This is a genomic window from Nocardia heshunensis, assembly GCF_054782115.1.
In genome coordinates, this window is the sequence record NZ_BAAGTC010000031.1 from 52,405 (window position 1) to 65,031 (window position 12,627).

The 12,627-nt window shown below is 68.1% G+C and carries 12 protein-coding genes; 9 read left to right on the forward strand and 3 right to left on the reverse strand.

All coding sequences use genetic code 11. The features are described 5' to 3' along the window. The first annotated feature begins 35 nt into the window (after nt 1-35). The 3 genes from ACYVN4_RS44755 to ACYVN4_RS44765 all read left to right on the forward strand — a co-directional run bounded on the left by ACYVN4_RS44755 (nt 36) and on the right by ACYVN4_RS44765 (nt 3,493). On the forward strand, nt 36-1,226 hold the full coding sequence (locus ACYVN4_RS44755) for a hypothetical protein (protein WP_460730344.1): 1,191 nt from the start codon (nt 36-38) through the stop codon (nt 1,224-1,226). 60 nt (nt 1,227-1,286) lie between these two features. After that, complete coding sequence (locus ACYVN4_RS44760) at nt 1,287-2,030, forward strand: alpha/beta fold hydrolase (protein ID WP_460730345.1); 744 nt, start codon at nt 1,287-1,289, stop codon at nt 2,028-2,030. A gap of 131 nt (nt 2,031-2,161) precedes the next feature. Then, nucleotides 2,162-3,493: an alkaline phosphatase family protein gene (locus ACYVN4_RS44765; protein WP_460730347.1), complete on the forward strand. Its 1,332-nt coding sequence runs from the start codon at nt 2,162-2,164 to the stop codon at nt 3,491-3,493. Between the two features lie 64 nt (nt 3,494-3,557). Here ACYVN4_RS44765 and ACYVN4_RS44770 read toward each other — a convergent pair whose 3' ends face one another. Further along, nucleotides 3,558-6,374, reverse strand: a complete 2,817-nt coding sequence (locus ACYVN4_RS44770; RefSeq protein ID WP_460730349.1) for an ATP-binding protein — start codon at nt 6,372-6,374, stop codon at nt 3,558-3,560. 181 nt (nt 6,375-6,555) lie between these two features. Here ACYVN4_RS44770 and ACYVN4_RS44775 point away from each other — a divergent pair, with 181 nt between their 5' ends. The 6 genes from ACYVN4_RS44775 to ACYVN4_RS44800 all read left to right on the forward strand — a co-directional run bounded on the left by ACYVN4_RS44775 (nt 6,556) and on the right by ACYVN4_RS44800 (nt 10,194). Further along, nucleotides 6,556-6,900, forward strand: coding sequence for a VOC family protein (locus tag ACYVN4_RS44775; protein ID WP_460730351.1), 345 nt, complete (start codon nt 6,556-6,558; stop codon nt 6,898-6,900). Between the two features lie 45 nt (nt 6,901-6,945). Continuing rightward, nucleotides 6,946-7,401, forward strand: coding sequence for an iron chaperone (locus tag ACYVN4_RS44780; protein WP_460730353.1), 456 nt, complete (start codon nt 6,946-6,948; stop codon nt 7,399-7,401). 120 nt (nt 7,402-7,521) lie between these two features. Then, nucleotides 7,522-7,776, forward strand: a complete 255-nt coding sequence (locus ACYVN4_RS44785) for a hypothetical protein (protein WP_460730355.1) — start codon at nt 7,522-7,524, stop codon at nt 7,774-7,776. Continuing rightward, on the forward strand, nt 7,770-8,141 hold the full coding sequence (locus ACYVN4_RS44790) for a hypothetical protein (protein WP_460730357.1): 372 nt from the start codon (nt 7,770-7,772) through the stop codon (nt 8,139-8,141). Before ACYVN4_RS44785 ends, ACYVN4_RS44790 begins: the two co-directional genes overlap by 7 nt. A 281-nt stretch (nt 8,142-8,422) precedes the next feature. Further along, complete coding sequence (locus ACYVN4_RS44795) at nt 8,423-9,832, forward strand: hypothetical protein (RefSeq protein ID WP_460730359.1); 1,410 nt, start codon at nt 8,423-8,425, stop codon at nt 9,830-9,832. Nucleotides 9,833-10,011: 179 nt separating this feature from the next. Then, nucleotides 10,012-10,194 carry a hypothetical protein gene (locus ACYVN4_RS44800; RefSeq protein ID WP_452396338.1) on the forward strand — a complete coding sequence of 61 codons (183 nt, stop codon included), beginning with the start codon at nt 10,012-10,014 and terminating at the stop codon, nt 10,192-10,194. Nucleotides 10,195-10,254: 60 nt separating this feature from the next. On the opposite strand, the gene argH is transcribed toward ACYVN4_RS44800, so the two are convergent. Together argH and ACYVN4_RS44810 are read right to left on the reverse strand one after the other, a co-directional pair. Beyond that, complete coding sequence (gene argH, locus ACYVN4_RS44805; RefSeq protein ID WP_460730361.1) at nt 10,255-11,676, reverse strand: argininosuccinate lyase; 1,422 nt, start codon at nt 11,674-11,676, stop codon at nt 10,255-10,257. Then, entirely contained in the window at nt 11,673-12,587 is a 915-nt protein-coding gene (locus tag ACYVN4_RS44810) for a class I SAM-dependent methyltransferase (RefSeq protein ID WP_460730362.1), read from the reverse strand. The genes argH and ACYVN4_RS44810 overlap by 4 nt, the downstream gene beginning before the upstream one ends. Nucleotides 12,588-12,627: the final 40 nt, after the last annotated feature.

A 12,627-nucleotide genomic window follows, 5' to 3' on the forward strand; every position in this document is an offset into this window, starting at 1 on the left:
TCACCTGACTGAGCAGTAGAAATGGGGGGTGGGGGATGACGACGGACAGTTCGGCGACCGAACCGGCCGAGCAAACAGCGGCGCAGGTCGAGGTCGCCGGTCGGCGGCGCTGGTGGCCCTGGCTCGTTCCGGTGGTCGTGGCCGCGGTGGCGGTGGCGGCCGTCGCGGGCTGGCTGGTCAGCCGGCCGGAGGCGAAGTCGCCGCAGGCATTGCTGCGGGACGAATTGCAAACGGCGCAGGTGACATTGATCAACGCACCGGGTGTGCACTACACCGGACGCCTCACCGGCTCGGACGGCAAGAGTGCGGGATTGGATCTGCGCGTCACCAATACCGGTGACGTCTCGGGCACGCTGGATATCGGCAACGGTAACCTGCTGAACTTCCTCAGCATCGACGGGAAGACGTTCCTGCGCGGCACCCGCGCCGCCTGGCTGGCCTTCGGATTCACCGCGGACCAGGCCACCAATGCCGACGGCGAACAGCTGCTCGAACCGGCGAGCGTCTACGACGTGCGACTGGCCGACGCACTGCGGCCCTCTACCCTGGGCTGGCGGCTGGATCCCAACGCGGACAAGCGGATACCGGTCACGCCGGGGTCGTCGACGACCATCGACGGGCATCATTCCCAGGGCATCGTCAGCGACACCGTCACCACCTACGTGAGCTCGGGACGACCGCAACGGATCGTCGACCCGAACTTCGACGTGCAACTCGAGCTGATGAGCTCCGACGACGTCGCACATTTCTACAGCGACCTACGGCCCACCGTGAGCGCCCTCGACGACGCCTCCGACACCGAAACCAACGTCACCAGCGAAGGCAGTTGGAGCAACCCGTGCGGCCCGACCTGCGCGTCCATCTCCACCCTGACCAGCAGCCCACATCCGTTCGTGTCCATCACGGCTCCCGGCTACACGCCCCCGGTGGACGACATCTTCGTGTCGTATCAGACGACCATCACCATCAACGGTGCCGCCACCCAGCGCCCGGACTGCTCCGGCGTCCTTCAGATGCCCGGCAACGGCACCACCACCCTGTCCTGCACATTCACCTCCGGCCCCGGCAGCCGCGTCGAAGCCACCCTGACCACGCGCCCGGTCCTGGGCCGAGCCCGCGCCGACGCCCTCGCCGCCACCCTGGACACCAACGCGAAACACAGCCGGGACAAGGCGAACTGCACCATCCCGTCGCTGCGCGGCCAACCTTCCGGCACCGGCTGCTGACCCACCCTGTGAGCAGAGTCTCGCTCGACCGGATCGGGGTGCCGGGCAGACACTGAGATCGTGGACGCTCTCGTGATGCAGCGGTGGGGAGACGGCCCGGAAGTCGCACTGGTGCACGGTGGGGCGGGGCCGAAAACGACGTGGGCCGGGCTGGATTCACTGGCCGAGCGGTGGACGCTGCTGCTGGTGTACCGGCGCGGCTTCCCGCCCAGTCCCCCGGTGCCGAACCTCGGGCAGGATTTTCTCATCGACGCCGAGGATCTCGCGGTGGTCTTCGACGAGTACCGGCCGCATGTCGTGGCCCACTCCTACGGGGTGCTCGGCACGCTGCTGGCTACCGTCCAAAACCCCTGGGCCGTACGATCATTGATGCTGATCGAGCCGCCGCTGTACTTCGTCGCCCCCGACGATCCCGCAGTGGCCCGGCTGCGCCGCCTGGGCGATCAGGTCCTCACCGACGGGCTCGATACCGATCCGGCCGCCCTGCGCGAATTCCTGGTCCTGTCCGGCTCACCCGGCATCGACCCGGGTCCCCTGCCCGCCGCCGCGGCGGCCGCGGTCCGGCGTGCACAGCACGGCCGACTGCCGAGCCAGGCCCACCCCGATCTGGATGCCTTGCGGAGCAGTGGAATTCCCACCCTGGTTGCCTCGGGCGCGCACACTCCGGCCTTGGAGACGCTGTGCGACGCCCTCGCGGCCAGACTCGACGCGCACCGCGTCGTAGCCCCCGGTGCCGGGCATTTCGTGGCCACCGCACCGGGTTTCGCGGATCGCCTGCAGACCTTCCTCGCCACCGGGGCGTGAGCCCGGCCGCATGCGACGGTCGTTCATTCGGCGTATCGGCGTCGATGGCCGTTCATCTCTCTTTCTCCTGGCGCTGCGAGCATCCCCGCGACACACCAGCTGGAGGAATTGTGAATCATCGTTCTACCGCCGTGAGCAGAGCTGCCGCACTTGCCGTTTCGGCCGCCCTGCTAGGTCTGGCCGGGCAGCCGCTGGCTGCCGCCGAGCCGTCCGAGGCGCGTGAGATCAAGCATGTGCTCGTCATCGATCTCGAGAACGAGGACTTCGACAGCTCGTTCGGCGCGAACTCGCCCGCGACGTACCTGAACAAGACCTTGGTGCCGAAGGGTCAGCTGCTGAGCCACTACTACGCCATCGGGCATTTCAGCACCGACAACTACCTCGCGCAGATCTCCGGGCAGGCGCCGAACACGGTGTCCGGCAACGACTGCATCACCGACACCAAGACCTTCGCCTCCACCTACACCGACGTCACCCCGGGTGCACCGACGGCCGACCAGAAGCGCTTCCCGGGCCAGGTCGACGGCAGCGGCTGCGTGTACCCCGCCGCGGTGCAGACCATCGGCAACCAGCTCGACGCCCGCCACGGCGATGACGACCGCAAAGAAGACGACCGCAAAGAGCGTGCGGGCTGGCGGATGTACGCGGAAGACATGGGCAACGACGCCACCCGCGACTTCGGCACGCCGGATGCGCTGGGCGGCACCGACTGTGCCCACCCGGTCGCCAACGGCTCCTTCCCGAACAAGGCCACGGTGACCGATCAGTACGCGATCCGCCATGTGCCGCCGCTGTTCTTCCACAGCGTGACCGACAATGCGGACTACTGCGCCCAGCACGTCGTGCCCATGGGCACGGTGACCTCCGGTGCGAGCGGCGACAAGTTCAGCGGTCATCTGGCCGCGGATCTGGCGCGCAAGGAGAGCACTCCGGCCTTCGCGATGGTCACCCCGAACACCTGCAACGACGGTCACGACGCCACCTGTGTCGGAACGAATGTGGAGGGCGGTCACACCGGCGGTCTGGTCGCCGCCGACCTGTGGCTGAAGCATTGGATGCCCATGATCCTGAACTCCCCCGCCTACAAGGACGGGCAGATGCTCGTCGTCGTCACCTTCGACGAAGCCTCCACCAGCGACGCGACCGCCTGCTGCAACGAGCAGCCCGGTCCCGACAACGCCAACCCCGGCTTCCCGCCGCTGCTGGCCCAGCTCGGCGGCAAGCCGCCGACGGGCCCCGGCCAGTACCCCGGCGGCGGCAAGGTCGGCGCGGTGCTGTTGAACTCGAAGCTGATCGCACCTGGCAGCGTCAATGACACGCCCTACAACCACTATTCCGCGCTGCGCAGCTACGAGGACCTGCTGCGCATCACCACCGGCGGCTCCGACGGCAAGGGCCACTTGGGCTTCGCCGGTCAGTCCGGCCTGCGCGCCTTCGGTGACGACGTCTTCAGCCGTCGGTAGTCCAGGCGCGCTGTAGCTTTCGTCGAATGCGGCGATGGGGTGGCAGCCCGGTGCAGCCACCCCATCAGAGGTGAACGAGCGCAGTCATCGGAGCCAGTCCCAGTGCGGCGAGGGCGGTCTCGGCCCGGGCCGCATCAGCGCCGCCCGCCAGGATGCCGGTCCGGGCCGATTGGTAGCGGCAGCCCGCGGCATCGAATGTGGTCGCGGTGGCGAGCAAGCGGTCACGGTCCTTGTCGAGCAGGGCTTCGGCCCGGTCGATGATGGCCGTGGCCACCGGGTTTCCGAGCACGGCGAGGCGGGCCGCGGCGAGATCGGCCGGGGCGTCCGGGGTTCCGGACAGGGCCGACGCCTCGGCATGCAGAGCCGCATACCAGGGGAACCAGGCACCGGTGACACTCGCGCGAGCCTGATCCAGTGTCAGGTCGGTGCGTTCGAGAGCATCGATCGGCTGGCCGTGGTGCAGCATCAGCAGCGCGTCGAAGACCGCCTGATAACCCTCGGCGTCGGCGGCGGGCGTACCGAGTTGCTGTAGCACACCGGTCCATTCGCGTTCGGCGTCGAAATCATCGCGCAGACCGTGGACCATCCGCACCCCGGCCACCGCGGCCCCCAGGGCCGAACGCGCCGGGCGATCCTCGCGTTGCCACGCCTCGAGGAAGCGCGCACCGTGGGCAAGAACCTCATCGACATTGCCCGCCAACGCATCCGCTACCAGCAGCCGACTGGTGGCGGTATGACCGACCTCCGCGAGCATCGGATGCTCGGCAAGCTGCCTACCCCACCGCCTCGCCCCGCTCAGATCCCCTGCGCCGAGCCCGAATTCGGCAGCCTGCTCCAGCGCATCGATCAGCTCGTGGGTCGCGATCGGGCTGTCCGGAGTGGTCGACAACAACCGGATCCGCCGCCGAGCCGTCGCCGCGGCGGCCGCGAGCTCCCCGGCGCGGCTCTGCGCAGCGGCCAGCGCATCGAGTGCAGCAGATTCGGCCAACGGATCCCGCGTGCCGCGTGCGAGCTCCACGGCACGCTCTGCGAGCGAAACCGCCTCACCCACACCGCTATTCGAGCCATCGGGCACCGCGCCCACCGGCTCGCCGAGTACAACGGCCTCGGCCAAGGCGATGGCCGCGCGGGCATGCGCCCCGCTTAGGTCGGACTCCGCAGGGGCGGTGAGCTGTTGCGCCTCGGTGAGGAGGCCGAGCACGTCCTGACGGGGCGGCAGGTGCTCGAACTTGCCCCGGAATCGGTGGGCCGAGGCGGCGGCGGTGGCCAGATCGGTGGAAGCACCGGCGGAATCGCCTGCCCGCTGGGCGAATTCGGCGGCGGCGCGGTACATCCCGTACATGTCATCGCCGTTGCCCTGGCATCCGGCGGCCGCGGCGGCGTGCCGCAGGAGTTCCGCGGCAGCTGTCGGGTCGTCGGCAAGGTAGGCGGCCTGCGTGAAACGCCATTGGGATTCGCCGGTGAAGTGCCGGGCGAACAGCAGGTGCGCGAAATGGCGGGTGAGCCGATAGGCGTCGGCGCGTCGGTCCGGTTGTTCGCCCGCCCAGCCCAGGGCGGCACGGAAATCGTCTGCGGCGGTGTCGAATCGGGGTCGCCAGTCGCCGCGCACCACCGACAGGGCCGCGGCTTCGGTCACGCACCAGCGCAGATGTCCGGCGCGGGTGTCGGCGACCTCACCGGCCGCCTCGAGTTGTTCGAGTCCGTACTGTCGAATGGTCTCCAGCGCTCGGAACTGGGTACCGGTTGTCGTGTCCGTCACCACGAGCAGGCTCTGTTCGACCAGGCGCGCCAGTCCCGCTGCGACAGCACCCTTCTCACCACCGGTCACCTCGGCGGCCGCGTCGACGGGGAAGGCGGTCATGAAGACCGACACCCGGCGCAGCAGCGCCTGGTCTTCCGGGTCGAGCAGGGCGTGGCTCCAGTCCAGGGCCGCGCGCACCGACCGGTGCCGGTCATCGCTGCGAGCCCCACCGGACAGCATGCGCAGCTGATCGTCCAATCCCGCTGTGAGGCCGTCCAATCCGAGGCTGGTCCAGCGGGCGGCCGCGAGTTCGATCGCCAGCGCCACTCCGTCCAGGCGTTCGCAGAAGCTCGCAACCTGGTCACGCATGGCTTGGTTGGGCGGCCAGCCACCCGCCGTCGCACGGTCCATGAACAGGTCGACCGCGTCCGAAGCGCCTTCTCCCGCAAGCGACATCGGCGGCACGCTGTAGGCGCGCTCGAACGGCACCATCAGCCGGGCGCGGCTGGTGGCGAGCACACTCATGCCCGGGCAGGCCTCGAGCAGCTGCTCCACGAAGGGGGCGACCCCGTCGCGCACGTGCTCGCAATTGTCCAGCACCAGTAGGGCATTGCGGTCGGCCAGTGCCGAGAGCAGTACACGATCGAAGCTCCGGCCCGGCTGCTCGCCGAGACCGAGGGCCATGGCCACGGTCCCCGCGACCACACACATATCCGGGCTGGCGACGGGCACCAGGTCGACGAACCAGACGCCGTCGGCGAAGTCCGCGGCCAGCTCCGCCGCCACGGCCAGCGCCAGCCGGGTCTTGCCGACACCGCCCGGCCCGACCGCGGTCACCTGCCGTTGGGTCTTGATCAGCTCGGCCAGTTCGCCGCGTTCGCGGGTGCGGCCGATGAACGAGGTCAAGGGTTTCGGCAGCGCGGGCGCGGGCTGCGGGCTCGCGGTGCGGGTCGCGGCGGCGTGCTGGGCCAGCGCCCGGCGGTCGGGCAGATCCAGTTTCCGCAGCAGTGACGAGACGTGGCTCTCCACCGTGCGCACCGAGATGAACAGTCGCGCCCCGATCTCGGCATTGCTGAGGTGCTCGCCCACCAGCCCCAGCACTTCCGCTTCGCGAGTGGAGATTTCCGACGTCACAGCCATGAACCCAAGTCTGCCGCAAGATCGCCCTCCGCACGGTACGGATGGATACCGAGTTCTCTCCGTGGTGGATTCCGTGGTCGGCACGGATGTGGGCGAGGGGTCTCGGAGGCGAAGCTGAATGCACACCGGAACCACCCCGATCACCAGGGCCGATCCGGACTCACGACCTTCAGGAGAAACCATGACCACGCTGGGCCTCAAGACCGTTCTGCACCCCGTCTCCGACCTCGCCGCCGCGAAGTCCGTCTACATCGCGCTGCTGGGTATCGAGCCGCAGACCGACTCCCCCTACTACGTCGGTTTCGATGTCGAGGGCCAGCACATCGGCCTGATGCCCGCCACCGCGCAGACCGCGACCTACCCGGTCTCCTACTGGCACGTCACCGACATCGAGGCCAAGCTCGCCGAGCTGACCGCCGCCGGGGCCACCGTCGATCAGGCCGCCCGCGAGGTGGGTGGCGGCCGTGTGGTCGCCACGGTCACCGACGCCGACGGCAACCTGCTGGGCCTCATCCAGGACCGCTAGCCACTCCCCTCCACCACTTCCCCACTCTCACAAAGGATTCCAGTCATGACCACCCAGAACACCACCAACAAGACCACCGTCGGCTTCAGCGACGCCGAGCGCGCCGCCATGAAGGCCCACGCCGCCGAACTCAAGACCGCCGCCCGCCGCTCGGCCAAGACCGCCAAGGCCGACGGCGAGCAGGACGTCCTCGCCAAGATCGCCGAAATGACCGGCACTGACCGCGAGATCGCCGAACGCCTCCACACCCTCATCAAGACCGTGGCCCCCGAACTCACCTGCAAAACCTGGTACGGCATGCCCTCCTACTGCCGCGACGGCAAGATCGTCTGCTTCTACCAGCCCGCCGCCAAGTTCAAATACCGCTACGCCACCCTCGGCTTCAACGACCCGGCCAACCTCGACGACGGCGACATGTGGGCCGTCACCTACGCCCTCCAGTCCATGACCCCCGAAGTCGAATCCCGCATCACCACCCTGCTGACCAAGGCCCTGAGCTGAGTGATCGGTTGTCGGCAAGGGCCGCCGCAGTCCGGTCGGCGCGCCCTCCGGCGGCCCCGGGCGTCTCGGATCATCGGGATGTCCGGCTGAGCACTTACCATCCCTGTTACGATCCGTAATATGAAGGCTAATACGTCGCTAAGCCTCGATGGCACCATCTTGGAGCAGTCCAAGGAGGTCGCCGCGGCACTCGGCATCACCTTCTCCGCATTTGCCGAGGCCGCGCTGCGCGACAAGCTGCTGACCAGTGCGGCCCACATCGCCGCCGATTTCGAACGCGCCCAAGGCCGTGACACCGCCGAACACTTCGCCGCCGCGGAAGCCGAACGCGCCGCGATGGCCGAGGCAATCCGCACAAACGGTGCTGCGTGGTAACCGCTGCCACTCCTGCGCACGGCGAACTCTGGCACTACCTGCCCACCATCGCGGGCCGCGAGAAGCCCTCCAGCCTCGGCGGCGATCGCGTGTTGATCCTGTCCCGCACCGCGGCAAACGCAATCCTGCCAACGGTTCTCGCCGTTCCCGTCGAGCTGACTCCCAAGATGCCCGGCCTGGCGGTCCCCTTCTCCGACGCCGATCCCCTGCCCGGGCTGTCCGCAGTCGTCTACCGCATCACCCCGGTATATCGCCCCTGGCTGCAGCAGCGCATCGGCGTCATCAACGAATCCACGTTGCGCCAGGTTGTCGGCGCCCTGGTAGGCCTGGTCGCCCCTGACGCGGTGTTCTCCCCCGAACGCTGAGCCAGCACTACCCGAGCTGATTTCCGGCTTTCCCCATAACCTTTCGTGTTCTATGGTTCTTCCGTGATTCTCTTCAATGGAAAGGGCGCCGTGCGCCCCTGCCGGTGATCCCCGGCCCGTGGCCGGCTCCCGAGAACTCGGACGACCGGACCACGTATCTCGCTCACGCTCTCAGCCTCATGGCATTACACGGCCCCGGCCCTTGGCCGAGAGGCGGCAGGCCGCTCCCCGATGAATTACCGTCCCAAGACTCGTTTCTGACCACGACGGTTCATGACGGTGTGTTCACGCATCACTTCACCGCCGATAACGAATCCGCGCCGGCTACCTCACTGGTCGCCGACATTACCGAGGTCATCGCCGCACCCAGCAGCGACGCGATGACCGTGCTGCACGACCGGCTGGCCGGCTGCCGGGCCCTCGACATCGCGGATGACATGGTCCGGGAACTCCGTGGACGCGAACTCCCGACCGGGGAGCTGCGTAGTTTGGCCCGGGCTCTGGCCGAGTGCGGCACCCGCCGCAACGCGGTTGCCGTCGGCATCATCATTCTGGGAGTGGCCGGAGACCAGCGGGATCGCGAATTATTGCTCACCCTGGGGCATTTGGAGGACTTGACCCTCTACGCTGCCGTCGCCCTCGCGAACACCCAGCCCGATCGTGACAGCGCACTTCATCACCTGGCACGAAACGTCGACGGCTGGGGGCGCATCCACACCGTGGAACGTCTTGCCGGAACCCAAGATCCAGCTATCAAGGCGTGGCTGCTGCGGGAGGGCTTCCGGAATTGCATCATGAACGAGTACCTCGCCCACCTCGCCGCCACCACCGGTGGGCTCTACCACGCGCTCCTCGAATCCGATGTCGACGCCGAACTACTCGACGGTGCCGCCGACATCATCGACGCCCTGGTGTCATGGGGTGGTCCGGCAGCCGATATCAGGCACTACCCCGACGCCCTACCGGTTCTCGGTCGTTTCGGTGAACTGTTGGACTCCGCTCCCCCGAACCTCACCCGAATCGGCGCGGCGCACGGACTGAAGTTCCTACTGCGGAAAGAGCTTCCGCCTGAATTGGACTGGCCACCGGCCGCGGTATCGCGGCTGCGCGACCACTACTCGGCGCTGCTCTCCCGGTCCGACTGGTCCGACCACGTCAGATCCGTACTCGCCACTCCCGATAGCGAGTTCGAACTCAACCGGGCATTGCAATGCTCCGAATCCGTGGGTATCGACGCCTACCCGTACGCTCTCGCACGCCTCCGCACTGGCGTGCGCAGCGGTTACACGTGGCAATGGGTGGCCAAGAGGACACCCGCCGAGGACTTGGGCGACTTCGCCAGGCTGGCGCAGGAACAGTTGCCGCTGGACGAGATCGCGAGCGGACCGCTGCCACTGGGCGAGAGCCGATCCCTTTGGCTACCCGACGACCACATCCTCGAGATGGTTCTCGCACGTCTGGACCACGCATCGCGGGCGGCGGGAGCGCCCTTGCTGCGGGCCGGGATTCGCGGCCGCACCGTGCGATTGCGCGACGTGACCATTAATGCGCTGGAACGGATCTACGGCCCGGATCTGCCCGCCGACGTCCGTGAATGGGTCGGCGCGGCCGCCGTCATCGAACCCGACGACACGGTGCGCGACAAACTCATGAAACTGCTCGAGCGAGCTCTCTTGGACCTCGACGAATAAATGGGATGCGGAGGCTGCAGCCCCGTGGTTACAGTGCTCGGCATGTGGCTGCAGCTCTTCTCCTGAGCATTCTTCGTTTGTGACGCCCGGCGGTCCGTTGTGACCGCGCCTGTGGCATTTCCGATTCCGACCGGCGATCGAATCCGGTTAGTCGGTCACACATACCCCTAGGAGGACTCATGCCTGAGCGCTTTTCGCTGCCCGAAATCCCTGCCGAGGACCCTGCCGAACGCCCGTTGTCGCGGCGGGAACGGCGGGGCAAGGGTGATAAGAAGCAGCAGACCACCGCTAACGGCAAGGTGCATGATGCCGGTCGGGCCGCGGTGCCAGCTGCCAAGCATATGAATTATCGACGCGGCTGATGAGAACGGCCCGTTGGGTTTCCGGAGCGGAAATCCAACGGGCCGTTACCGTTTCGAGCGTCAGCTGAGCCAGGCGCGCTGGGTGGCGGCGGTGCCGCGCACCTCTTCGAGCTGCTTGACCACCTGGGTGCCCGCGGTGCCGCCGCGCGCATTGCGGGAGGCGATGGAGCCCTGGACGGTGAGGACCTCACGGACGCCCGGGGTGAGCGCGGGGTCGACCGCCGCGAATTCCGCGTCGGTGAGTTCGTCGAGGCCGACGCCGCGCGACTCCGCCGCGCGGACGCAGCCGCCCGCCGCCTCGTGGGCGACGCGGAACGGAACGCCCTGGCGGACAAGCCATTCGGCAATATCCGTGGCGAGGGTGAAACCGGCCGGGGCAAGCTCGGCCATGCGGTCGGTGTGGAAGGTCAGGGTGGAGACGAGACCCGCGATCGCCGGGAGCAGCAGTTCCAGCTGGGCGACCGAATCGAAGACCGGTTCCTTGTCTTCCTGCAGGTCACGGTTGTAGGCCAGCGGCTGGGCCTTCAATGTCGCGAGCAGGCCGGTGAGGTTGCCGATCAGGCGGCCCGCCTTGCCGCGGGTGAGCTCGGAGACATCCGGGTTCTTCTTCTGCGGCATGATCGAGGAGCCGGTGGACCAGGCGTCGGCGAGGGTGATGTAGCCGAATTCCGGTGTGCTCCAGATGATGACCTCTTCGGCCATGCGGCTCAGGTCGACGGCGATCATGGACAGCACGAACGCGGCCTCGGCGGCGAAGTCACGGGACGAGGTGGCGTCGATGGAGTTCGCGGCCGAGGAGTCGAAGTTCAGTTCGGCGGCAATGGCTTCCGGGTCCAGGCCCAGCGACGAGCCCGCGAGCGCGCCGGAACCGTAGGGGGACACCGCGGCCCGCTTGTCGAAGTCGCGAATCCGGTCGATGTCACGCAGCAGCGGATGCGCGTGCGCCAGCAGGTGATGCGCCAGCAGTACCGGCTGCGCCGCCTGCAGGTGCGTCTTGCCGGGCATGACCGCGTCCGGGTGCGCGGCGGCCTGCTCGACCAGCGCATCGACGACATCCAGCACGCCGGAGCCGATACGCCGCACCGCATCCCGCAACCACATACGGAAAAGCGTCGCCACCTGATCGTTGCGCGAGCGGCCCGCACGCAGACGCCCGCCGAGCTCGGTGCCGACCCGGTCGATCAGCCCGCGCTCGAGCGCGCCGTGCACATCCTCATCGGATTCCAGCGGACCGAACGCACCGGAATCCACATCGGCGGCAAGGGAATCCAGTCCGGCGAGCATGCCCGCCAGATCGGATTCCGAGAGCAGCCCGGCCTTGTGCAGCACGCGCGCATGCGCCTTGGAGGCGCGCACGTCGTACGGTGCGAGCACCCAGTCGAAGTGCGTCGACTTGCTCAGCGCCGCCATCGCCGCGGCCGGGCCGGACGCGAAACGTCCACCCCACAGCGCGCCTTCGTTCGTGCTGCCGCCCTCGGTCATAGCGTGTCGTCTCCTCGCGGTTTCGTCGCGGTCATCAGAATGTGTTCGCCCATACCGGCCTTCGCCGCTTCCGGGACGCTGCGGCCGTGGTCTTCGAGCAGGGCGACCGGGTCACCCTCGGTCACCAGCCACTGGTGCATGGCGAACCAGTCGCGGGGGTCGTGGCGGTCCTCCCACGGGTACCACAGGTTCTCCAGGTCGATCTGGATTCCGGCCTCCGCCATGACCTTCTGCCGCCGTTCCCGGTATTCGTCGGCCATGTCGTTGCCCCGGCCCAGGTTCAGCGCGAACCGGCTGCCGGGTGCGCTGAGTTCGAGCACCTGCTCGAGCAAGCGGTTCTGGGCGTCGCCCGGCAGATACCGCAGCAGTCCTTCCGCCAGCCAGGCGGTCGGCTGCTCCGGTTCGAAACCCTTGTCCAGCAAGGCCTTCGGCCAGTCCTGCCGCAGATCGATGGCCACCTCACGACGGTCGGCGGCGGGTTCGTCGTCGGCCAGCGCACGCGCCTTGAACGCCAGCACCTTCGGCTGATCCAGCTCGAAAATCCGCGTGCCCGATGGCCATTCGAGCCGGTAGGCGCGAGCATCGAGCCCGGCGGCCAGGATCACGATCTGCCGGATCCCGGCGCGCACGGCGGCGGCGAAGTACTCGTCGAAGTACACCGTCCGCGCGATCAGCACACTGCCCATCGACCAACCGCGCAGATCACCGTCGGTGAAGCTCTGCCCGGACAGGGACCCGGCCATGAGGTTGTTCCAGCCCGGTGAAGCCACCGCGCCGACCAGCTTCGCCGCGTACGGATCCCGGAACAGGGCGTCCTCGCGGCTGGTCTCGTAGGCGCGAATCGCGGCCACGCCGAGGGCGGTCGCGCCCACGCTCTCCGTGATGTCCCAACTGTCGTCATCGGTTCGCATGGGCGCGTCTCCTTCGGCCGAGGTCTCGGTCGCGAGGCTA

What these genes read in the sequence shown, in the direction of transcription:
- ACYVN4_RS44755 (WP_460730344.1), top strand. Translation starts at nt 36, where the DNA reads ATGACGACGGACAGTTCGGCGACCGAACCGGCCGAGCAAACAGCGGCG.
- ACYVN4_RS44770 (WP_460730349.1), bottom strand. Translation starts at nt 6,374, where the DNA reads ATGGCTGTGACGTCGGAAATCTCCACTCGCGAAGCGGAAGTGCTGGGG.
- ACYVN4_RS44775 (WP_460730351.1), top strand. Translation starts at nt 6,556, where the DNA reads ATGACCACGCTGGGCCTCAAGACCGTTCTGCACCCCGTCTCCGACCTC.
- ACYVN4_RS44780 (WP_460730353.1), top strand. Translation starts at nt 6,946, where the DNA reads ATGACCACCCAGAACACCACCAACAAGACCACCGTCGGCTTCAGCGAC.
- ACYVN4_RS44785 (WP_460730355.1), top strand. Translation starts at nt 7,522, where the DNA reads ATGAAGGCTAATACGTCGCTAAGCCTCGATGGCACCATCTTGGAGCAG.
- ACYVN4_RS44800 (WP_452396338.1), top strand. Translation starts at nt 10,012, where the DNA reads ATGCCTGAGCGCTTTTCGCTGCCCGAAATCCCTGCCGAGGACCCTGCC.
- argH (WP_460730361.1), bottom strand. Translation starts at nt 11,676, where the DNA reads ATGACCGAGGGCGGCAGCACGAACGAAGGCGCGCTGTGGGGTGGACGT.
- ACYVN4_RS44810 (WP_460730362.1), bottom strand. Translation starts at nt 12,587, where the DNA reads ATGCGAACCGATGACGACAGTTGGGACATCACGGAGAGCGTGGGCGCG.